28 protein-coding genes are annotated in these 17,219 nt (G+C 54.4%); 2 read left to right on the top strand and 26 right to left on the bottom strand.

What is annotated here, in order from left to right; genetic code table 11:
- Nucleotides 1-101: 101 nt before the first annotated feature.
- Both LQD11_RS06755 and LQD11_RS06750 read left to right on the top strand, forming a co-directional pair.
- Nucleotides 102-881 carry a BRO-N domain-containing protein gene (locus LQD11_RS06755; RefSeq protein ID WP_238616859.1) on the top strand — a complete coding sequence of 260 codons (780 nt, stop codon included), beginning with the start codon at nt 102-104 and terminating at the stop codon, nt 879-881.
- Nucleotides 882-901: 20 nt separating this feature from the next.
- Nucleotides 902-1,255 carry a hypothetical protein gene (locus LQD11_RS06750; protein WP_238616858.1) on the top strand — a complete coding sequence of 118 codons (354 nt, stop codon included), beginning with the start codon at nt 902-904 and terminating at the stop codon, nt 1,253-1,255.
- 532 nt (nt 1,256-1,787) lie between these two features.
- Here the strand turns inward: LQD11_RS06750 and LQD11_RS06745 are convergent.
- From LQD11_RS06745 to LQD11_RS06620, 26 genes are all read right to left on the bottom strand, one after another.
- Nucleotides 1,788-2,363: a hypothetical protein gene (locus tag LQD11_RS06745; RefSeq protein ID WP_238616857.1), complete on the bottom strand. Its 576-nt coding sequence runs from the start codon at nt 2,361-2,363 to the stop codon at nt 1,788-1,790.
- A gap of 507 nt (nt 2,364-2,870) precedes the next feature.
- Entirely contained in the window at nt 2,871-3,116 is a 246-nt protein-coding gene (locus LQD11_RS06740) for a hypothetical protein (protein WP_238616856.1), read from the bottom strand.
- Nucleotides 3,117-3,450: 334 nt separating this feature from the next.
- On the bottom strand, nt 3,451-3,741 hold the full coding sequence (locus LQD11_RS06735) for a hypothetical protein (protein ID WP_238616855.1): 291 nt from the start codon (nt 3,739-3,741) through the stop codon (nt 3,451-3,453).
- Between the two features lie 157 nt (nt 3,742-3,898).
- Nucleotides 3,899-4,165, bottom strand: coding sequence for a hypothetical protein (locus LQD11_RS06730; protein ID WP_238616854.1), 267 nt, complete (start codon nt 4,163-4,165; stop codon nt 3,899-3,901).
- A 316-nt stretch (nt 4,166-4,481) separates the two neighbouring features.
- Nucleotides 4,482-4,679 (bottom strand): hypothetical protein, encoded by a 198-nt coding sequence (locus LQD11_RS06725; RefSeq protein WP_238616853.1) that lies wholly within the window; start codon nt 4,677-4,679, stop codon nt 4,482-4,484.
- A 288-nt stretch (nt 4,680-4,967) separates the two neighbouring features.
- Nucleotides 4,968-5,408 carry a hypothetical protein gene (locus tag LQD11_RS06720; RefSeq protein WP_238616852.1) on the bottom strand — a complete coding sequence of 147 codons (441 nt, stop codon included), beginning with the start codon at nt 5,406-5,408 and terminating at the stop codon, nt 4,968-4,970.
- 178 nt (nt 5,409-5,586) lie between these two features.
- Nucleotides 5,587-5,841 (bottom strand): hypothetical protein, encoded by a 255-nt coding sequence (locus LQD11_RS06715; protein WP_238616851.1) that lies wholly within the window; start codon nt 5,839-5,841, stop codon nt 5,587-5,589.
- Nucleotides 5,842-6,103: 262 nt separating this feature from the next.
- A complete protein-coding gene (locus LQD11_RS06710; RefSeq protein WP_238616850.1) occupies nt 6,104-6,460 on the bottom strand; it encodes a hypothetical protein in 357 nt (118 codons plus the stop codon).
- A gap of 128 nt (nt 6,461-6,588) precedes the next feature.
- Nucleotides 6,589-6,897, bottom strand: coding sequence for a hypothetical protein (locus tag LQD11_RS06705; RefSeq protein WP_238616849.1), 309 nt, complete (start codon nt 6,895-6,897; stop codon nt 6,589-6,591).
- A 92-nt stretch (nt 6,898-6,989) separates the two neighbouring features.
- Complete coding sequence (locus LQD11_RS06700; RefSeq protein WP_238616848.1) at nt 6,990-7,274, bottom strand: hypothetical protein; 285 nt, start codon at nt 7,272-7,274, stop codon at nt 6,990-6,992.
- A gap of 287 nt (nt 7,275-7,561) precedes the next feature.
- A complete protein-coding gene (locus tag LQD11_RS06695; protein WP_238616847.1) occupies nt 7,562-7,714 on the bottom strand; it encodes a hypothetical protein in 153 nt (50 codons plus the stop codon).
- A 2-nt stretch (nt 7,715-7,716) separates the two neighbouring features.
- On the bottom strand, nt 7,717-8,007 hold the full coding sequence (locus tag LQD11_RS06690; RefSeq protein ID WP_238616846.1) for a hypothetical protein: 291 nt from the start codon (nt 8,005-8,007) through the stop codon (nt 7,717-7,719).
- Nucleotides 8,008-8,861: 854 nt separating this feature from the next.
- The gene (locus tag LQD11_RS06685) at nt 8,862-9,725 is read right to left on the bottom strand and encodes a hypothetical protein (protein WP_238616845.1); all 864 of its coding nucleotides are present in this window, start codon (nt 9,723-9,725) and stop codon (nt 8,862-8,864) included.
- Between the two features lie 581 nt (nt 9,726-10,306).
- The gene (locus LQD11_RS06680) at nt 10,307-10,645 is read right to left on the bottom strand and encodes a hypothetical protein (RefSeq protein ID WP_238616844.1); all 339 of its coding nucleotides are present in this window, start codon (nt 10,643-10,645) and stop codon (nt 10,307-10,309) included.
- Nucleotides 10,635-11,273 carry a hypothetical protein gene (locus LQD11_RS06675; RefSeq protein WP_238616843.1) on the bottom strand — a complete coding sequence of 213 codons (639 nt, stop codon included), beginning with the start codon at nt 11,271-11,273 and terminating at the stop codon, nt 10,635-10,637. Before LQD11_RS06675 ends, LQD11_RS06680 begins: the two co-directional genes overlap by 11 nt.
- A gap of 30 nt (nt 11,274-11,303) precedes the next feature.
- Entirely contained in the window at nt 11,304-11,507 is a 204-nt protein-coding gene (locus LQD11_RS06670) for a hypothetical protein (RefSeq protein WP_238616842.1), read from the bottom strand.
- A 41-nt stretch (nt 11,508-11,548) separates the two neighbouring features.
- Nucleotides 11,549-11,734, bottom strand: coding sequence for a hypothetical protein (locus LQD11_RS06665; RefSeq protein WP_238616841.1), 186 nt, complete (start codon nt 11,732-11,734; stop codon nt 11,549-11,551).
- Nucleotides 11,731-11,964 carry a hypothetical protein gene (locus LQD11_RS06660; RefSeq protein ID WP_238616840.1) on the bottom strand — a complete coding sequence of 78 codons (234 nt, stop codon included), beginning with the start codon at nt 11,962-11,964 and terminating at the stop codon, nt 11,731-11,733. Before LQD11_RS06660 ends, LQD11_RS06665 begins: the two co-directional genes overlap by 4 nt.
- An 11-nt stretch (nt 11,965-11,975) precedes the next feature.
- Complete coding sequence (locus LQD11_RS06655; RefSeq protein WP_238616839.1) at nt 11,976-12,224, bottom strand: hypothetical protein; 249 nt, start codon at nt 12,222-12,224, stop codon at nt 11,976-11,978.
- Between the two features lie 80 nt (nt 12,225-12,304).
- The gene (locus LQD11_RS06650; protein WP_238616838.1) at nt 12,305-12,685 is read right to left on the bottom strand and encodes a hypothetical protein; all 381 of its coding nucleotides are present in this window, start codon (nt 12,683-12,685) and stop codon (nt 12,305-12,307) included.
- Between the two features lie 16 nt (nt 12,686-12,701).
- The gene (locus LQD11_RS06645) at nt 12,702-13,034 is read right to left on the bottom strand and encodes a hypothetical protein (RefSeq protein WP_238616837.1); all 333 of its coding nucleotides are present in this window, start codon (nt 13,032-13,034) and stop codon (nt 12,702-12,704) included.
- Between the two features lie 8 nt (nt 13,035-13,042).
- Entirely contained in the window at nt 13,043-13,486 is a 444-nt protein-coding gene (locus tag LQD11_RS06640) for a cell wall hydrolase (protein WP_238616836.1), read from the bottom strand.
- Nucleotides 13,487-13,913: 427 nt separating this feature from the next.
- Entirely contained in the window at nt 13,914-14,240 is a 327-nt protein-coding gene (locus LQD11_RS06635) for a hypothetical protein (RefSeq protein ID WP_238616835.1), read from the bottom strand.
- A 64-nt stretch (nt 14,241-14,304) separates the two neighbouring features.
- Nucleotides 14,305-15,282: a hypothetical protein gene (locus LQD11_RS06630; RefSeq protein ID WP_238616834.1), complete on the bottom strand. Its 978-nt coding sequence runs from the start codon at nt 15,280-15,282 to the stop codon at nt 14,305-14,307.
- A 554-nt stretch (nt 15,283-15,836) separates the two neighbouring features.
- Nucleotides 15,837-16,304, bottom strand: coding sequence for a hypothetical protein (locus tag LQD11_RS06625; RefSeq protein WP_238616833.1), 468 nt, complete (start codon nt 16,302-16,304; stop codon nt 15,837-15,839).
- 78 nt (nt 16,305-16,382) lie between these two features.
- Nucleotides 16,383-17,021, bottom strand: a complete 639-nt coding sequence (locus tag LQD11_RS06620; RefSeq protein WP_238616832.1) for a hypothetical protein — start codon at nt 17,019-17,021, stop codon at nt 16,383-16,385.
- Nucleotides 17,022-17,219 lie beyond the last annotated feature (198 nt).

Here is a 17,219-nt window from a genome sequence, read left to right as displayed (position 1 = left end):
TAATTTTTTTTCATCTGGGCGCCCGAAAATAAGTAATTCATGACTATACTTCACCCCGTAAGCAGTACCGCCGAAACACAATCAGTTCCAGAGGGACTTTCATGAGCAACATCGTTTCTTTTGAGTTTGAATCCAATGACGTGCGCGTGATTACGAACGAGAGCGGCCAGCCGTGGTTCGTCCTGCGCGATGTGCTTGCAGCGATGGGCAGCAGCACCCGGCCCGCCATCGCCAAAACCGCCATCGAAGAAGGCTTGGGAGGGGGGTATACGATGATTACCCCCTTCCAGACCGCAGGCGGAACCCAAAACGTCACCGTCATTTCGGAGCCTGCCGTCACCTTCTTGGTGTCCCGCTCCAACACCGAGGCCGGCAAACGCCTCAACCGCTGGATTCACGGCGTAGTCCTCCCGGCTATCCGCAAGGATGGTGGCTATGTGATGGGCGAGGAAGAGGTCGCCTCCGGCGAGCTGGAAGAGGCCGAGTTCATTCTCAAGGCCATGACCATCCTCAACCGGAAGGTGGAGAACATGAGGGCCGCCATCGAGAAGAAAGACGCAAAGATCGAAAAACAGGGCGAGGCCATCAAGAAGCTGGTCCCCTACAAGCGCAGACTGGACTACATGACCGTTGATCAGTACGTCGCCATGACAGGTCGGTACATGGCGCATGGCGACAAAATCTCCCTGGGTCATCGCGCTGGCCGGTATTGCCGGGAAAACGGGCTGGAAATTCAGAAGCAGGAGCGCAGGATGGACAGCATTCATTCCGGCTCGGTAAGACTGGTTCGGGTCAACCTTTACCCGCGCATCGCCCTTGAAAAAGTCGATGGTCTTCCGGTCATGAGCAAGCCTCAAAAGGCTCTCTTCATTTTTTCATAAATAAGTAACGGGTGAATAACATGGGTTTTTTCGAGAAAATGCTTAATCTGTTCAAGTCTCCAACCGTCGAGATTGTCGAGGAAGAGCGTGAAATTCGTTTGGCCGAGGACATCGCGGATCTCGTTTGCAGCGTCCAAACGGCGACAAAAGTGGCGAACGCCGCAAGGATCGTCTCGCGCACGGTGGAGCTTGAGCGCGAGGCACAGATGTTCTGGTTCTTGCTGAACAACCTGGGCAGGCTGGCATTCAAGACCAAGGTCGTGGATGGCGTGACAGTCGTGACCGAAATAGTCCTGAAGGAAAAAGCGGAGGTTTTCGATGCCGACTCCATCATTGATGCGCTCGGCAAGGTCATGAAAGAGGTGGCCAAGTGAAATCCTTTATCGTGGACACCCTGACCCCAGTGCCGCCCTACTCCATGAAGATGAGGCGCAAGGATCGGCGCCTTGGGTGGGCCTGGAGTTGCCCGGCCATCAATACCTTCGGTTGGACCCAAGCGAACACCCCGGAAGCGGCCAGAGCGGCCATCGAGAACCGCATCAGAGCCACAATGAGCCGCATGAAAGAGGCTGCATAGACCTCCACCCAACGCACCAAGAGGCCCGCGCAAGCGGGCCTTTCTTTTGCCCTGATCGGGGTATGGAGATAATAAGGAGACTGGTCGGCCGGGGGTATGGAGATAACCAGAAGGACCGGGCCTGGGTATGGAGATAACCAGAAGGACCGGGCCTGGGTATGGAGATAGTCGGGGCGGGGGTGGGAGAAGTAGGGGGCTATACCATCCGGGGTTTCGCTGCGCTCTAAGACCCCCCGAAACAGTCGGGAATTATCCCGACTGTCGCGCTCAGTCTAATATCCGCATGAATTACTCGGGAATCTTCCGTGATTCCCGAGTCACTAAGTCAGTTATGACTTAGTGCATTTTGATTCATGTTTGAATCGTTCGCGGACGTTTGCGAGTGTAAATAATTTGAGAAAATCAGCATGTCTCGGTTCATCCGACAATTGAATAAATGTTGACTTTTTCGGCTGATAGTCTTTCAAGATGCCGACTGCCGCAAGTAGATTGCGAGTGCTGCTTGACTGCGTTGTTGCAGTCGATGCCCCGTAAATCAAACGGAATTTATATGTCTTTTCCGTTTCTAAGTCGACACAACAAATAGCGTTTGTGTCTTTATTACTTATTTTCTTGTCTTTCTGATTCAGAAGATTATACAAAATAGAAACAGTGTAATTATCAAGAAAATGTAAGCTGTTCATGCCGACCGCTTGAGTAAACTTTACAAACTTCTCAAGACTATAAACATTGTCGCCGTCATAGTCGGGAATCATTATCTTGTGCTCATAGTTTGCAGCTTGTGCTGCAAAAGACATCAAGATCTTGCCGGCTTTCTCGGTAGTGCCGGAAGACTTAGCGCGCTCAATAGCGCGAAGAACGATTGCGTTGTTTTCGGCATTCTTGACGTTGATTTCAGTGTTCATTTTTTAATCTCCGCTTATGTTGTTTTGTTCCGTCGTTCACTTCCGACGTGAGTTAATAGTAACTCATTCGTTACTTAGTGTAAACATCCGTGACGAATTATTTTTCATTGAAAAACAGACACTTACGGAAATTGAAAAAATATTTTCTTTTTTTGTCGTAAGTATCTGATTTGAAAGCGAAAAAAATATTTTCAAAAAATTCACTTTTTTTTGATCTGGGTCTATTGACGGCGATGCTAGTTCCGTGATATAATAGTATGTTTTGCCCGTCATTTTGACCGTTGGGACGGCGTTGGCGTTGGGCGCCGGTGGGGTTGGGGTTGGGGCGATGGTGGGACGGCGCCAGATCCCTATGGCCCGCCATGGTCCTCCAGGGCCAGATCCCTATAGGCCCTATGGTTCCCCCCAAGCCAGATACCTATGGCTCACCATGGTCCTCCATGACGCTCTCCATGGGCGGGTATCCATGACAGAAAAGGGCGCTTCCCTGCGCCCTGCTCTGCCCTATCAGCAGCAATCTTCCTCCGGCTCCCAGCCGTCTCCACAGCTCAGACACCCGTCATCAGGGTGTCCCTCTTCCCCGCACTCCAGGCAGAACCAGTAGGACTCTTCCTCACCCACTGACCACCTTTCAAATCCATCACGTTCCTCAAGGAACGTGCGCCCCTCCACATTGGAGATGTCGTCAATGTGGGAAATGACAGGCAGGGTCATCAGCTTGTTGATTTCCTGGTCGGTGATTTGCGTGGTCATGTTTTTGATCTCCAGCGTGTGTTGTTGTATGAGCTTTCATACTATCGCCGGGATGTTGGGCTTGATATTGGAGGTTTTCAGGTTCTCTTGTGGCCTGAAATCCATGGACCACGATGGCCTGAGTTGGCCTAAGCCCTAATAAGCCCAATGGCCTGAGTTGGCCTAAGCCCTAATAAGCCCAAGGTGCCTGAGAATGGAGGACCATGGTTTGCTGTTGGTGTTTCCATGGGTTCGGGCCTTGCTAAATGTTCACCTTTTTCATCACTACATTTCTCTTTTAAGGGCATACAAGCCCCTCCTCACGGATGCGAGGAAGGGCTTGTAAAGGGAGGACTCACCACCAAAGATCAGCTCTGTCCCATGTGAGCAGTGCGCTTGCCTGCTCGTCCGTGAGCGCGTTCATGGCGGCGATATCTTCCGCCCCGCTGAATTGCTCGAAGTGGCTCCGGTCCGCCACAAAGCACCACGGGTTTGCCCCGTGATCGAGAACGGCGGACATCGCCGCCAGAAGGTCGGCGGGGCACTGATTGTCCCAGTGCCGGAAGACGCTCCCTGCGACCGGCATTTCTTCACTCATGAAGGAGCGAAAGACGGGTGAATTTTTGATTTGTTCAATAGTGTTCATCTTGTTTTACTCCGTGTTGTGTTGTGTGAGTCTTAATAGTATCGACATCGTACAGGAAACAGAATAGGGAATTTTGCGAGTTTAGTTGGGAGCTTTTGGGTTTTTCTCATGGTTTTGATTGACTGGAAAAACAGGGCACCCGTAGGTGCCCCGCAGTTTACGCAATCAACCTCCACATATCGGGCGAACAGAACTCCCACACAGTCTCTACCGACTCCTCGACCATCTCTTTGACAAAAACTTTGTTGTAGTTTCCTTTTATGAGAGAGAGAAAAAACCCCCTCATTTCTTTTGCACTAATACTATCGGGTATCTCGTGCCAAACTCCGCTGCTGTCAAGCATAAAGAATTGACGGCCGCCCATTACATTGAGAACGAAACGAACTTCGAACTCTTCGTTGGTCTTGACCGTGAATGCGCTCATCTTGGCTTGCTCCGCTTGTGTTGTTGTGTGAGCTTTGATTGTGACGCCGGGATGTTGGAGCGAGAATTGGAGGTGTTGTGGGCTTGGTCGGCGTGGGCCGCGCCAACCGGGACCATGGTTTTCCAGTCATGCCTTCCCATGGTTTCCCAAGGCTCCCCAACCACACACGGCCATGGGGCGCCAGATTCCTATGCCACCATAGGGCCGGGTATCCATGGCGTCCCATAGGGCTTCTCCTTGGCTCACAGGCCATGGTTTGTCATGGCTTGCTGCAGGTGAGAGACAGGGCACCCGAAGGTGCCCCGCTAGTGGTACGTCAATCAGCGTACCGGGCTTGCCTGAAGTCGGCGGCGATGGTCCGCTCCTCCTGGGCAAGCTCGTCAAAGAGGTCTTGGAGGCCGTCCGCGTATTCCGCGAACGCTTGGCTCAGGGCGCCCCGGCTGCCGTACTTGGCCCGCAGCTCTTGGGTTTCGTCGTTGCCGTCGCTCAGGAGGGCGCTCAGTTCGTTGCTCATGGTCTTATCTCCGTTTTTGTGTGTAGCGTTCTTGCTACGATTTAATTATCCGAAACGGAGATAGGCGTTACTAATGGGAGTGTTCAGGTTGTGTATAGGGAAATTTGAGCTGGTCTTTGTTTTGGTTTTGGATTGAGCTTGGTTTTGGCTTTATCTGGAAAACCTTGGCCTGAAGCTGGATAACCTGTTGGCCTTGGATTGGACAAGCCCTGCCTGGGAATGGAAGACCATGGATTGCCATGGGAAGAAAGACTGCTAAGACAGGGCACCCGTAGGTGCCCCGATGGATCATACTTGGTTCAGTGCCTGCTCGAACAGGTCATACACTTCCGGATTTTCTTCCCGGTCACAGCCGATCAGGTTATGCAAGTGCTTGTTGATCAGCTCTTTGGTGACGCCGACGCTCAACATCGTTTGGACGTAGACTTGGATGTTGTCGGCAATCAGTTCTTTTGGAAAACGGTCGTCATCGAAAAAGATTTCACGATCCCCGGTTTCCAGATCGAATCCGATCATGTACATGACAAATTCTTCTGGGGTTTCTGCTTCAAATTCCCAGGGAGAAACCCAAAGGGCATCGTTTATGTCTGTCTTGAGTTTCCCGTTTTCCGTGGTCGTTTTCTTGGCGGCATCAAGAATTGCTTTCACCGCTTCTGGATTTCTGTAGGTGGCATAATGGCTCCGCTCACGGATTTTATTGGCGAAATTGACAAGTTCTTCGTTGGTCATTGTACTGCTCCGGGTTGTTGTGTGAGTCTTGATTGTGACGCCGGGTTGTTGGGAAGCGAACTGGAGGCGTTGTGGCGTTTGTTTGGGATCTTCTTATGGGCCGCAAAGGCCGAAAGCCATGGTTCTCCATGGTTTGCTTGTGAGAAAAAAACAGGGCGCTTCCCTGCGCCCCGGTGGATCAGTTGTAAGCCTTCCAACCCTCTTCCCAGACCCAACGCCACATCTTCACTTCAGGCCCGTTCTCCACCTTGACCCTCAATGGACCAGACCTCTTTAGTGCAGCCAGGAACCTTTCCATCTGCTCCGCATCGTCCAGATCGGGAATACGGTGCCAATTTCCGCCCAAGATGCGGAAGAAGCAGTTTTTCCCACTTCTGCGTTCCTCAAAAAGATTGGCGGCAAACTCTGCGTTGGTTTCAGGCGTCTTTTTCATTGTCCTGCTCCGGGTTGTTGTGTGAGTCTTCATGATGCGGACGAAACACAGGTAAGCGAACTGGAGATGTTGTGGTTTCCGCAGCAGGTTCTGGCAGCCCATGGTTCTCCATGGGGTCACGCCTTCCCATGGTTCTCCATGGCGCCTCCCACACCTATGCCACATTGCCGCCATATACCTATGCCGCCATACAGCCATGGCCCTTGAAGGTGCAAAAAGGAGGGAGCCGAAGCTCCCCCAAGACAACACACCACGGAGAAAATCAGTTGGATGCCGGCACGGGCATCTTGGGATGATGCAGATTCGGGTAGTAGGGAGAGTCACTGGCACACTTCCTGACGGCTTTGTAAAACGCCTTCTCCCCCTGCTGATACTCGGCATAGCGCCGGGACAGGTTGAAGTCCATGTGCCGGTAGATCCCATCAACCCGGCGCTCGACATGGGTGAAAAAGCCCCCTGCCGGTCGCCGGTAGAGAATAATCTTGGCGTTGGCCACCGAGGTGGTCAGCAAGGGGATAGCGCCTACAAAGTCCGACACCCTGATGCGGTCTTTGGCGTTTCTGGCGCGCTCGATCTGCTCGCTGACGCTGGTGAAACCCTTAACAGTCGTGGTGCTCATCTGCTTACCCTCTTGTGTGTGTTTCGATGATTCTATTTTGCAGATAAGTCAGTGGTTACTGAAGTGGAAAGACGAAGGGAATGTTCTGGCCTGACCCACAAAGACCTTTGGCCTGGCCAGAAAAGACCTCACCCGTCCAGCTCCATGAGCACATCGTCCTCAGACATCAGGAACAAGTCGCCATCTGGGTACAGGGTCATCCTGCAGCCGGCGACGTTGTGGAACGACAGGGCGTTGACCATCTCATCCCAGGCTTCCCAGTAGTCCGGCGCTCTCGGCCCCTGTCTGAGCGCCACCAGGTTCTCTTCCATGCGCTCATCATCCAACCCGGTGATGGTCAGATCCCCAAGCCGCCAACCCGTGCAGGTGCTTTCCACTCTCTCGGCAAAGAGCTTGGGGATGTAGATGCCATTGCAACCATCAACGATCATTTTCATGGAAAAAACCTCGCAGCATAAAAGTTAGGGTATAGAAATCACCACTTAGTTAATGTTAGGCTGGAAACCAGCCTAACATTCACCAAAATGGCTTAGGCACTCGCCAAGTTCCGGCGCCGCACCTGGTCCCAGTGTTCATCGGCATCCACCAGGTCGCCCTCTTCCAGCACGACCCCCCAATTCCCACACGCCACCGACTTCCTCCCCCACGTCAGGGGCGGATGCCGCAGGGACGTGGCCCGCATGACTTCAGAGCCACCCGGCACCTCTTCGGCCCAGGCCGTCAGCACCGCCACATCCGGGCCTGTGGCTCTGATCCTCTTGTCTTCCTTCTCCCCACTCAGATCGATCACCAGGTACTCGCGCTTGGCCGTCATGTTCTGTCTCCGCAGGTAAGTCAGTGGTAAGTCAATTCTAAGCCGTTTTGGGCATCTCAAAGCACCCACCCGCTACGGTGACTAGGGTCAGGGCGAGATCGCGGCTCTCAGGGCTTCTCCGGGGCTTAGGGAGCGTCCCCAGCCCGGTGTTTTCCGTCGATGATTCATTGTCGGCGGATTTTTCAGGGGAGTCTTGAGGAAAAGCGTTGGAGAGGCAAGCCGGAGGGTTCTACTGGCGGGCCATGGTCATCCATGGCCTTGCCCGCACGCCATCCTTGGCGTAACCCTCACCCTTCCTGGGTTTGGTTGGTGGGGAGAAGAGCGAGAAGGCGCTCCAGGTACTGCTGGGCCTCTTCGCGGGTCGGTGGGCGGCCTCCATGCAGCCCGTTGGTGTTTTCCATGTCGAGAACGTGGTGCAGATAGTTCAGTGCTTGTTCCATTTTTAGCCCCTCAAGTCGTAAAGGTGGAAGGCCCGAGCGTAGAACTCGGGGCGGGCACCTTCCGGCGCCCGGTTGGCGTTCTCGAACACTCCCACCAGGAAGTTGTTTGCCAGCCGCAATGCTGCGGCCGGATGCACCACCACGCCCTCGAACGGCCCGTGGTCATGGACGAACCCGGAGTCCACCGAGAACGCATCGGCGTCCCCAACGTGAACCAGCTCCACACCTTGCTCGGCGGCGAGGGCGTGCTGTTCCGGGGTCGGGCTGTGGCGGCTGATGAAAGCGAATTTCATGCTGATCTCCTTGCGTGTTGTTGTTTGATGTTGCGCATTATCGCCGGCACCCGTAGGGAGCAGAAGTGGAAGCTGTTTGGGGCGCGGCGCGGCGATTTTTTTGGCTCTTGTCTGGTGGGGCTTGACAGACCTGTTTCGATGACTTATTCGCGTATGCGTGCGTGCATGTGTGCGTGCGCGCAGGCGATTAAGGTAATTTATTTATTTAATTTAAAAACAAAAACCAAAAAACCAAAAAACCAAAAAACCAAAAAACTACAAACCCCCGAAACGCCCCATATGGGTACCCAGATGCAGATCCCCGGACCCAAGGGAACCCAAAGAACATCCCCGGACCCAAGGGAACCCAAAGAACATCCCCGGAACCATGGTTCCCCGTGGAAAACCACCTCCGGAACCAGGAACCCCCCAGGAACATCCCCGGACCCAAGAAGCCCCAGAATCAGCTCTCCAACGCTTTACCCCGCTACGGTGACTAGGGTCCGGGTGAGATCGTCTCCCTACGGGCTTCTCCGGGGCTTAGGGAGCGCGTTCAAAGTGCCCCCGGCGCTTGGGAAGCGGGGACAGAGTGCGGGTTTGCCCCCGTAGGCGCTCCGGAACCATGGAAAACCACCCCCGGAACCCATACGCCGCCCCAAGGGAACCCATGGAACCCCATGCTCCGGACCCAAGGGAACCCATACACCCGGAACCATGGAACCCCATGCTCCACCCATGGAACCCCATGGAAAACCATCCCCGGAACCATGGCTCCCCACACCCATACGCAAACCCATGGCCATACCTGTAGGCAGAAAGGGGGCCAGATCCCTATGGCCACCCATGCCCACGGTCCCAGAAAGCGCCGGGAAGGCTTATCCCTTCTCACAAGCCACTGACACCAAACCCAACTGCTCCCGCAATTCCCCATAACACTCCAGCATCCGCTCGCTCTCCTTCGTCCGCTCAAACTCCTTCAACAGACTGCGGTCCAGCCCCTCCAGCGCCTTTTCCCATCTCCCTCTGCAGAAGCCATAAGCCCTCCAGATTTCCGGCTCCAGCGTCTCCTTCTCCCTTTCTGCCAGAGCCAACATCGCGGCTTTGGCAAGCTCGTTGTAGTGATCCACGATGACGTTGTGGATGTCCGCATGTAGGCGCCGGCACTCAAGTGCCCTGGCCAGCGCCTCTTCGTAGGTCCGACCGCCCTTCTCCGCCCCGAAGGAAAAGGCAATCTGACTCCATCTCCCGGTCAGCAGGGAGCGCACCTTCAGGCTGACGCACAGGTACTTCCTGCCGTTGGATTTGCCACAAGAGGCAATGGTGATGCGGTCGTAGCCTGTATTGCTCCTGGCCTGGTGGTCGAAGAAGCCTTCTTGCCTGAGACTGATGGACCGGACAGTGAAGTGGGGAGCCAGGTAGAGAATGGAGTTCCTTTCCTGTAAGGCGGCTTGGAGAGAGTGGCGGCCCTTACCCACATGAAACGCCCCCTCTACTCTCCCGATTCTTCTTGGCTCTTCCACCCTCCCGATTCTTCTTGGCTCTTCCACCTTCCCGATTCTTCTTGGCTCTCCCACCCTCAACGCCCTCTCTGCTCGCTCTCCCTTCCCGATTCTTCTTGGTTCCCCGGACCATTCGTTCTCTCTTCCGGACTCTGGTATCCCTTCTTCGCTGACCCATACCCGGACTTGATAGCCGTTGGCGTGTTCGCTGATGAAGTGGAATTGGTGTCTCTTCTGCATCTGCTCTGCTCCTGCTTGCTTCCCTTCTCCCCGGCTGTGCGTGTCTTGTCGGGGCTTTGGGCTTGTGTCTGTGCGTTATTGTGACCGCTTCTGAGCGTCTTGGGCGGGTCGGGTCTTGTCCCGGTAGCGGGTCGGGTCTTGGGGTTGCTTCTGTCGTCTCTTACGGTCTTGAGAGCTAACTTTAACTGGCGCTTCCATGTACTTGAATATCCTATCTATTTGATTTTGTTGTTAAACCATCTGGATGACATCTGGATGGTTGCTTTAACTTTGCCTTTTGGTGTGCAGTGTCGGTGGTGATGCTCGATCTCTCTTGGGCCATCGGTGTGCGTGGTGCTTTCGTCGGGGTTGCCGGGGTGGGCTTGGCGTTGATCCTCGGGTGAGTAGGCTTGTTTTTCCTGGGGAGAAGAGGCGTTGGGCGGTGGTCTTTCCCTCGACGGCGTGCATGGTCGGTTTGGTTTTCCTGGTTGGTTTTTGGAGTTTTGGGGCCTGCCGGGCGTGAACTCTGCGCGTAAAAAAGGAGGGCCAGCGTTGAACCTTTTGAAGATTCTGCTGGCCCTCCTTTGTGCATTTCTTGAAGGTTAGAGAACTTTTCCGCCTGCTTCCTTGATGGCTTTTTCTACGGCTTCCTTGATGGTTTTGTCGCACTCCACGATGATCCGGGCGGTGCTTTGGGCTTTGCTCCAGCTTCTGTATTCCTTGAGCAAATCCCTGCTCTCATCCGTCTTGGAGCAGAAGATGGTCCCTTCGACGATGGTGACTTTGGCATCGTCCGGTATTTGGTTGCGGTCGAAGTCTTCCTCTTGTTCCGTGCTCCACTCTGCACCATTGACGACAAGGATCTCGGTGGGGATGAAGTCGGTTTCTGCGAGGGAATTGGCAAAGTCCTTGTAGTCTTTTCCTGTTGCTTTAACTGGCACTGCGCTTTTCCTCTTCTTTTGCTGCCATGTGGGCGTCGTATTGGCCGATGCCCCAGACGATTGCGTGCAAGCACCAAATGAAGTGATAGGTGTACTCGTTCAGGTCGTATCCATGCAGATACAGATTTGCCAGGGAATCAAACTCCTGAGTCTCCCTGAAGGCCAGATCAGCCGATTCGAGGTCTTCATTCTCCAGTATGCTGCGTCGAATTTCTCTCCAATCATCACGTCTGTCATCAAAGAATGTATCGAGGTTGGCCCATCTATCCCTGAAAGAATTTCTCCAGTATTTGCGCCACTCTTTGACCACTGCGGCCTTGAACTGCTCGCGGGAAAAACTTTCGGCCGGCGTCCTTACGTCTTGGCTGATGAGTTTTTCGTGCCAATAGCCGGGGTTGATTTTGCCGGGCTTCCCACGGAAGAACTGGAACATATCCGTAAGTCTTCTGAAGGCATAAGTCCCCATGTCGCCGGAAATCACCAGATGCCCCGGCCAGGTGGTCAGATAGAAATGGTATTGGGACTTGTCGCGGATGGCGAACCGCACGGTCCTGTACGGTCCATCGTTCTGAAAGACTGTGATTTCGTGGTCTTTTACGTCGCTCAAGAATTGTTCGTAGGTGCTCATGTCTGGCGCTCTGTGTGTTGTGGTGGCTAGTTATTGGCGCAAGCTGTCTTCTTCCCGCATTAACCGGGACTGGTTGGCGCGCTGATGCAGCTCCTCATCAAGCTCACGAAGCAGTTGGCGCGCCTTTTGGAGCTTCTCGGGCATACTGTCGATGGCAACAAGCATTCTCAGCTCACCTATCTCGTTGATCATGGCCTGGACTGCGGCATGAACGGCCTCATCGGTCTTGGTCATTTCGTTGCTCCGTGTTAAGAATTGTTCGTAGGTGCTTATGGTCATTCCTCGTTGACGATGTAAAGCTGTCCGGTTTTAGGGTCTACCGCGTGGATGCGGCCCTGGTCGTCGATGTCGCTGACCTGAATGATCCGGTAGTCGTCGGAACGGTGGGTCTGCTCCATAAGCTCTTCTATGTGGCAGTAGAATCCATCAGGCCAAAGGGCGTAGGCTTCGGTGTCGCTCACGGTTCACCCCTCAAAGGACGGTTCAACGCTTCGGTCAGGGTCCGGAACTTTTGATGGTTGCAGAATCTGCCGTCGATCAGATCGGCAGTCTGCCAACCAACGTAGGCGTAAGTGGCAAACCAAACGTGCCTTTCGTTCTTTTTGAACCTATCCCCAAACTGCACGTTGGTTTCCCGCTCAAAACCCAGGGACTCGGCCAACTCGCGCTCTTCTTTGGTTGCGTAAGCCATGTTTGACCTCCTTATTGAGCGATGGCTTTGGCCAGCCAAGCCAGATACGGCTTGATGGGCGCGTTGTTGAAATCGAGCTTGACCATCGTATCCTTGATGGCGCTTTGCTCGTGCTTTGGTGCTTTCTTGATGGCGTTGACGACGGCCAGAAGGGGCATGTGGTTCTCTCCGGAGTGCCCAAGAACCGTGATATATTCCTCAAGGTCGATTCCCTTCTCCTGCAGGAACGTGTCGAGCCAGGCGTTGAATGCGCTTTCCATAAGTCACCCCTTACTTTGTTTTTGAAGACATAGACAGAATGACACCCCCGTGAAGGGGTGTCGCTTGGATTGTTGATGGGTCAAAGGGAGTTCAGGTATTCCTGATTCCGCCGGTCAATTTCCTTTTGCCACGCTTCAAATGAGGGGAACGCTTGCGGGCAGTCGGTTCCATCGCCAATGATGTAGCTGGTGTCCCAATTTTGCAGTTCGTTCCTGATGATGCTCAGGAAGTCGTTGGTCTGGTCGGGGTGAACCAGAATGTTTTTCTGTTTGTCCATAACCAGCTTGACGGTTTCTACCACCGGGCAGCGGTTCATCCATGATTCGGAGGCAAAGTCCTCCACGATCTCAACGTGGTCCGGGTCGAAGGGGTCAAACCAGACTTTGCCCTTGGGCGGGTTGTCCGAGCCGCAGGCGGTCAGCGCCAGGGCGATTGCTGCTGCGATTGCGGTCTTTTTCATGGCACTTCCCTCTTGATCAGTTCAGTTCGTTCTGGATTTTGGCGAGCAGGTCATTGGCATCCAGAGCCACCTGGGGTATGGCGCTATCGGTGGCGTGTTCCTCGGAGTCCACAAGACGCTCCATGATTCGCTCGATTTCTTTATTCAGATCCAACATGGTCAACTCCCTTTTTTTGGTCGATGGGTGAAGTGGGTCCGCCCCAACAAACACCTCTTCCGGCGCCTCCGGCCACTCTTCTCGGATGCTGCCAAACTCCCCATCACGCCAGCATCTAAGAAATTCCAGGCCGCAGTCTCCAGCGCCAAGTTTCAATGCAAATTCAATGGCCGCAGTGGATGCGTCACTCATGTATCCCCCTATCTGTAGAAAACGTGGTTCCCGATGGTGTAGAGCCTTTCAAGATCCCTGGTCCAAACGACTCGCTGATCAAGACGCCGGTGGACGTAGTGGGTCGCCGGAAACGACTGACGAGCTTCTGGGTACGCCATAAGCGTATTGGCGATCATCAATGCCCGGTCCCAAGCCAGCGGCTCTTCCATCCGGTACATGACGCCCACCCAACTGAACTGCCGGTCCTGAAACACCACCTCGCAAACGGTGTCCGGCCAACGTGGATCGTCCACCCTGTTCAGCGTGACCATGCCCACCGCCGCCTGCCCCCACCCGGATTCACCACGGGCCTCGTGGTAGATGTTCGTGGCGAGACAGAGGGTTTGAAGGTCGATGGCCGGCGCCTGGGTGGGTGTGATCGCAAGCACGGCCGCAGCCAACGCGCTTTTCAGGAATCGTTTGGACTTCATTGGACTTCCCCATGCTAGGCTAAATTTTTGGCTTGGATTTAGTATGTGGTTACTGATTTTTTGGATCAACCAGGACCACGAAAATCTAAGCCTCGGCTTGTCTTCGCACTCGGGGAAATCTTGTGCCGAATTGTATGGGATCGGAACTGGAAAACAAGCGGCCCATGGCAAAAAGATCCGCATCGGGAAAGTCTTAAAATGCGGTACTTCCGGGCTTATCCCTGCGGTCTGTGAGCGTCTGTGAGCGCGTACAAGCCCGCCTCCAGACACGGGGTATGCCGACGTAGCGGCCCGACTCTTACCTGCGCTCAAAACGGCTCTCGTTCGGGCTTTGGGGGCGCTGTTGGTCAGTCACTGGTAAGCTACCTCCGGGTTCCATGGAATACGCCGGGAGACAGAAAAGGGGGCATCCCTGCCCCCGCTTTTCCTACCGACGCCCGTGATAGGCTTCGAGAATCGAACTCTCCATCTCTTCGATGGCATCGTCTTCGGCCACTTCTTCCCTGGGCAGAACACTGATGGGTCTGGGCTTGGCCGGCGTCAGGCCGTAGACCCGGCTACCAGCTTCCTCGTCGGACACTGCTTTGACGAACTCGATCTTGGAGCGGGGCCACATCTGCTGCATCCGCCGGGTTGCCACTTCGAGATCCCAGCACCGGGTCACGGCAAGCAGACCATGATCAATCCGGAACTGGTAGTTCATCATCACGGCATCGTCAGGGGCGCGGGTGATGGCGATAGCGAGAGAGGTCATTGGTTTTCTCCTTCAAGTGAGCTTGGTGGTGGGGCCGGACTTTTCCGGCCCCGTCTGTTGTGGATCAGGAAGCGGGCTTTTCGGCCAGGTGAGCGAAAATCACGCTGTTGGGGTTGACCTTCATCGTCTTGCCCTCCATCACCCCGATCTTGAACTGGGGCAGCAAGGCGAACATCTGGTGCGTCTGGCTTCTGGCAGTGCCGATGGAGTACGGCTTGCGGTAGGAGTGATCCCCGCTCGTCAGGTGACTGATGAGGTCGTTCGTGGTCATGCTGCCGTGCTTGGCCAGGTAGGCGATGGCGATGTCGGTGTAGGCAGAGAGCTTGGCCGTGCCGTTGATATGGGAAAGCAGGTTCACCGCCTTCTCGCCCACTTTCTTCGCCATCTTGTCGATGTTGGCGAGCAGTTCGTCCTGTCTTTCCTTCAGGACTGCAGGCGGCAGCATGGCGTCGGTGACTTCGAGGATCACAACCTCCCCGAGCTTGGCACCGAGCTTGTCCTTGACCACCTCGGACTTCCGGTGGCCGGTCATGGTCTTGCGCGGCTCGCGGGCCTCCACAACCTTCTCGCCGGCGGTGGACTCGACAGGCTCCGTGGAGATGATGTCGCTCTCCGATTCCTGTTCGGCGTAGGCTTCCGCCTTCACTTCCTCCATTTCGATTTCTGCGATGGCGGCGGCCATCTCGACTTCGGCAATGGCGACAACCTCTTCCGGGGCCGGGTCGGACTCCAGATCCTTCAGCAGTTCGAGGTCATCCAGACTGCCCTGAGCCTCAACCGGGGCCATTTCGACTTCAGCGATGGCGGCTTCCGGCAGGTCATCGACAATGGTGATCTGCTCGGCTTCAGGCTCGACGCCCAGCTCCTTTTCAAGATCGGCAAACTCGGCCGCGAGCAGGTCTTCGATACCGACCACGCCGGTATCAACTTCGGGCAGATCCATCTGCACTTCGGTGGTCATGTTCTGGGCCAGCTTAGGCTTGCGGCTGGGCTTGCGGGTGCTGGGCTTGCGGGTGCTGGTAGAAGCGGCTTTCTTGGTCATGACAGAACCTCTCGTTTGTGTGTTATGTGTCGAATACTACGTTCGACTTTATGGTGTTAGAACTGGAACAATCTTCGTTCCGTCCCTCGCCGGGCTTCCCGGCTTGAATATAGAATCCCGCGATTCTTTAGGGCTTAGAACTGGAGGTGTGATGCTTCCAATCCTCTCGCTTTTCGCTTTATTCAATGAGCGCGCACACGCGATAAAATAAAGCTGCAGGATTCGCAACAAAGTGGCTTAGGAAGCGACCAGGAAAAAGGGTGGGAAGACCTTGGGACTGGAGGCTGTTGGGATTGGCGCATTTTTCCTTGGGACTGGAGGCTGTTGGGATTGGCGCATTTTTCCTTGGGACTGGAGGTTGTTGGGACTGGAGGCGTTCCTGTTGGGCAGCGCAGGGCAACCATGGCAATCCACCGCCTTCCCCATGGGTCTATATCTGGGAAAAGGCACGGGCCAGAAGGCCCGTACCCGTAGGCAGATTTGCCGCCATACCTCAAAAGCCAGAGGTCTGTATCCGTAGGCAGATTTGCCGCCAGACCCCTTGAGTCACGCCGTCACCACGATCCGGCCGCGTCGTTACCGGAGTAGGCTTCGACGTTGACCGAGCGTGGGTCCGGCGGCACTTCGGGCGCTACCTTGTTCCCAATTTCGACCAGCACCTCGACGACATTGCCATTGTCCAACTCAACTTCTTCCAGGTAGCTTTCGGTCCACTTCGCCACAACGCTTTCGTAGTGGGCAATGGCTTCCTTTTCAATCTCAAAGCCCTTTGACAGAGAATGATCCTCTACCCACTGAATCCCGGCGCCAATATCGGTGGCATTCATCACAACGACGCGAAACAGAGGCGCCCCAAACCCAATCGTGACAGATTGATTGTCATCAATGGCGCCGTACCACTCTGCAACAACCCTGATCTTTTCGTTTTCAAATTCCTTAATGGTTGAGTATTTTTTATCAAACCTCAACTTCAGCCAGATTTCCTTTGTGATTCTTGCTCTGTCTTTGGTGTAATACTTCATAACTATCTCCCATGCCTGAAAATGAAGGACTGCTATTGTTGAAGGCAGCTATGGCTATGGCCTCCGACAGAAAGACTCCTATCTCATAAACCCGACATTACGTTGCCATGCAAGGTTTGCAAGCGAGTAAGGTTTCAGGTGATCAGCCTTCAAAGATACAAAAGGATCGCAAAACACCAAGTCCTCACCCCGCTGCATGAAATTTTCACCATGCAAATCATGCCTCACGCTCTGATCTACCAAAATTTCATCAATCAGTTGCATGGTTTGGATGATGCTGTCTGGCAATAGACCCTCCAGTTTCTCCGAGGCTTTCGACAAAGCCGTGGTTGCGCTTTGAAAGCCAAATTCGTTTATCGCCTTCAAAATGACTCTCTTATGCTTGGCAGCAGTCCCGGTGGGCTTTTGCAGCTTCTCCATCTCAATGAGATAGGCCGGCGCCTTGAGGCCGGGAACCCTTGTCTGCAACATGCCAACCCGCAGAGGCTCGCGGATAATGTTGGGGATGTGCTTTGGCTCCATGAACTCGCCAGTCACCTTCTCCCACAAGTCCCACTGGCCAGGGTCGCAGGTCAGCTTCAGCACCGTGTCACCGTTGTCCCACACGGCGGAAAAGTGACCACGCCCAATCGGGCTTCCGGCAAGCGCAGGAAAGTCAGTGGTGAGTTTTCTTCTGAGGGAAGCGTTTTCAAAATGGCGCAGGCTGAACAGTCTCACAAGTACCTCCTTCTTTCTCTTGATCACGCTGCAATGTTAAGCGCCGGATGCAGGAAAGTCACTCACCAATTACTTATTTTTCAGCAAAAAAAAGAGCCTCCGAACGGAGGCTCAAACACACACAAACGGAGATGGAGCAAGTCATGACCTGCTCCGCTTGCCCACCCGCAAGGATGAGCAAGCGGAGCCTATCACACC

The sequence above is a fragment of the Ectothiorhodospira shaposhnikovii genome (assembly GCF_022227765.1).
GTDB lineage: Bacteria > Pseudomonadota > Gammaproteobacteria > Ectothiorhodospirales > Ectothiorhodospiraceae > Ectothiorhodospira.
This window is presented reverse-complemented; position numbering and strand designations above follow the sequence as displayed.

Bases quoted from the DNA above. Each gene is read 5' to 3' on its own strand.
- LQD11_RS06690 (WP_238616846.1), bottom strand. From the start codon at position 8,007: ATGAAATTCGCTTTCATCAGCCGCCACAGCCCGACCCCGGAACAGCAC.
- LQD11_RS06705 (WP_238616849.1), bottom strand. From the start codon at position 6,897: ATGAAAATGATCGTTGATGGTTGCAATGGCATCTACATCCCCAAGCTC.
- LQD11_RS06625 (WP_238616833.1), bottom strand. From the start codon at position 16,304: ATGAAGTATTACACCAAAGACAGAGCAAGAATCACAAAGGAAATCTGG.
- LQD11_RS06735 (WP_238616855.1), bottom strand. From the start codon at position 3,741: ATGAACACTATTGAACAAATCAAAAATTCACCCGTCTTTCGCTCCTTC.
- LQD11_RS06675 (WP_238616843.1), bottom strand. From the start codon at position 11,273: ATGAGCACCTACGAACAATTCTTGAGCGACGTAAAAGACCACGAAATC.
- LQD11_RS06725 (WP_238616853.1), bottom strand. From the start codon at position 4,679: ATGAGCAACGAACTGAGCGCCCTCCTGAGCGACGGCAACGACGAAACC.
- LQD11_RS06745 (WP_238616857.1), bottom strand. From the start codon at position 2,363: ATGAACACTGAAATCAACGTCAAGAATGCCGAAAACAACGCAATCGTT.
- LQD11_RS06640 (WP_238616836.1), bottom strand. From the start codon at position 13,486: ATGAAGTCCAAACGATTCCTGAAAAGCGCGTTGGCTGCGGCCGTGCTT.
- LQD11_RS06670 (WP_238616842.1), bottom strand. From the start codon at position 11,507: ATGACCAAGACCGATGAGGCCGTTCATGCCGCAGTCCAGGCCATGATC.
- LQD11_RS06660 (WP_238616840.1), bottom strand. From the start codon at position 11,964: ATGGCTTACGCAACCAAAGAAGAGCGCGAGTTGGCCGAGTCCCTGGGT.
- LQD11_RS06710 (WP_238616850.1), bottom strand. From the start codon at position 6,460: ATGAGCACCACGACTGTTAAGGGTTTCACCAGCGTCAGCGAGCAGATC.
- LQD11_RS06635 (WP_238616835.1), bottom strand. From the start codon at position 14,240: ATGACCTCTCTCGCTATCGCCATCACCCGCGCCCCTGACGATGCCGTG.
- LQD11_RS06655 (WP_238616839.1), bottom strand. From the start codon at position 12,224: ATGGAAAGCGCATTCAACGCCTGGCTCGACACGTTCCTGCAGGAGAAG.
- LQD11_RS06695 (WP_238616847.1), bottom strand. From the start codon at position 7,714: ATGGAACAAGCACTGAACTATCTGCACCACGTTCTCGACATGGAAAAC.
- LQD11_RS06685 (WP_238616845.1), bottom strand. From the start codon at position 9,725: ATGCAGAAGAGACACCAATTCCACTTCATCAGCGAACACGCCAACGGC.
- LQD11_RS06720 (WP_238616852.1), bottom strand. From the start codon at position 5,408: ATGACCAACGAAGAACTTGTCAATTTCGCCAATAAAATCCGTGAGCGG.
- LQD11_RS06755 (WP_238616859.1), top strand. From the start codon at position 102: ATGAGCAACATCGTTTCTTTTGAGTTTGAATCCAATGACGTGCGCGTG.
- LQD11_RS06650 (WP_238616838.1), bottom strand. From the start codon at position 12,685: ATGAAAAAGACCGCAATCGCAGCAGCAATCGCCCTGGCGCTGACCGCC.
- LQD11_RS06700 (WP_238616848.1), bottom strand. From the start codon at position 7,274: ATGACGGCCAAGCGCGAGTACCTGGTGATCGATCTGAGTGGGGAGAAG.
- LQD11_RS06715 (WP_238616851.1), bottom strand. From the start codon at position 5,841: ATGAAAAAGACGCCTGAAACCAACGCAGAGTTTGCCGCCAATCTTTTT.
- LQD11_RS06630 (WP_238616834.1), bottom strand. From the start codon at position 15,282: ATGACCAAGAAAGCCGCTTCTACCAGCACCCGCAAGCCCAGCACCCGC.
- LQD11_RS06730 (WP_238616854.1), bottom strand. From the start codon at position 4,165: ATGAGCGCATTCACGGTCAAGACCAACGAAGAGTTCGAAGTTCGTTTC.
- LQD11_RS06740 (WP_238616856.1), bottom strand. From the start codon at position 3,116: ATGACCACGCAAATCACCGACCAGGAAATCAACAAGCTGATGACCCTG.
- LQD11_RS06750 (WP_238616858.1), top strand. From the start codon at position 902: ATGGGTTTTTTCGAGAAAATGCTTAATCTGTTCAAGTCTCCAACCGTC.
- LQD11_RS06645 (WP_238616837.1), bottom strand. From the start codon at position 13,034: ATGAGTGACGCATCCACTGCGGCCATTGAATTTGCATTGAAACTTGGC.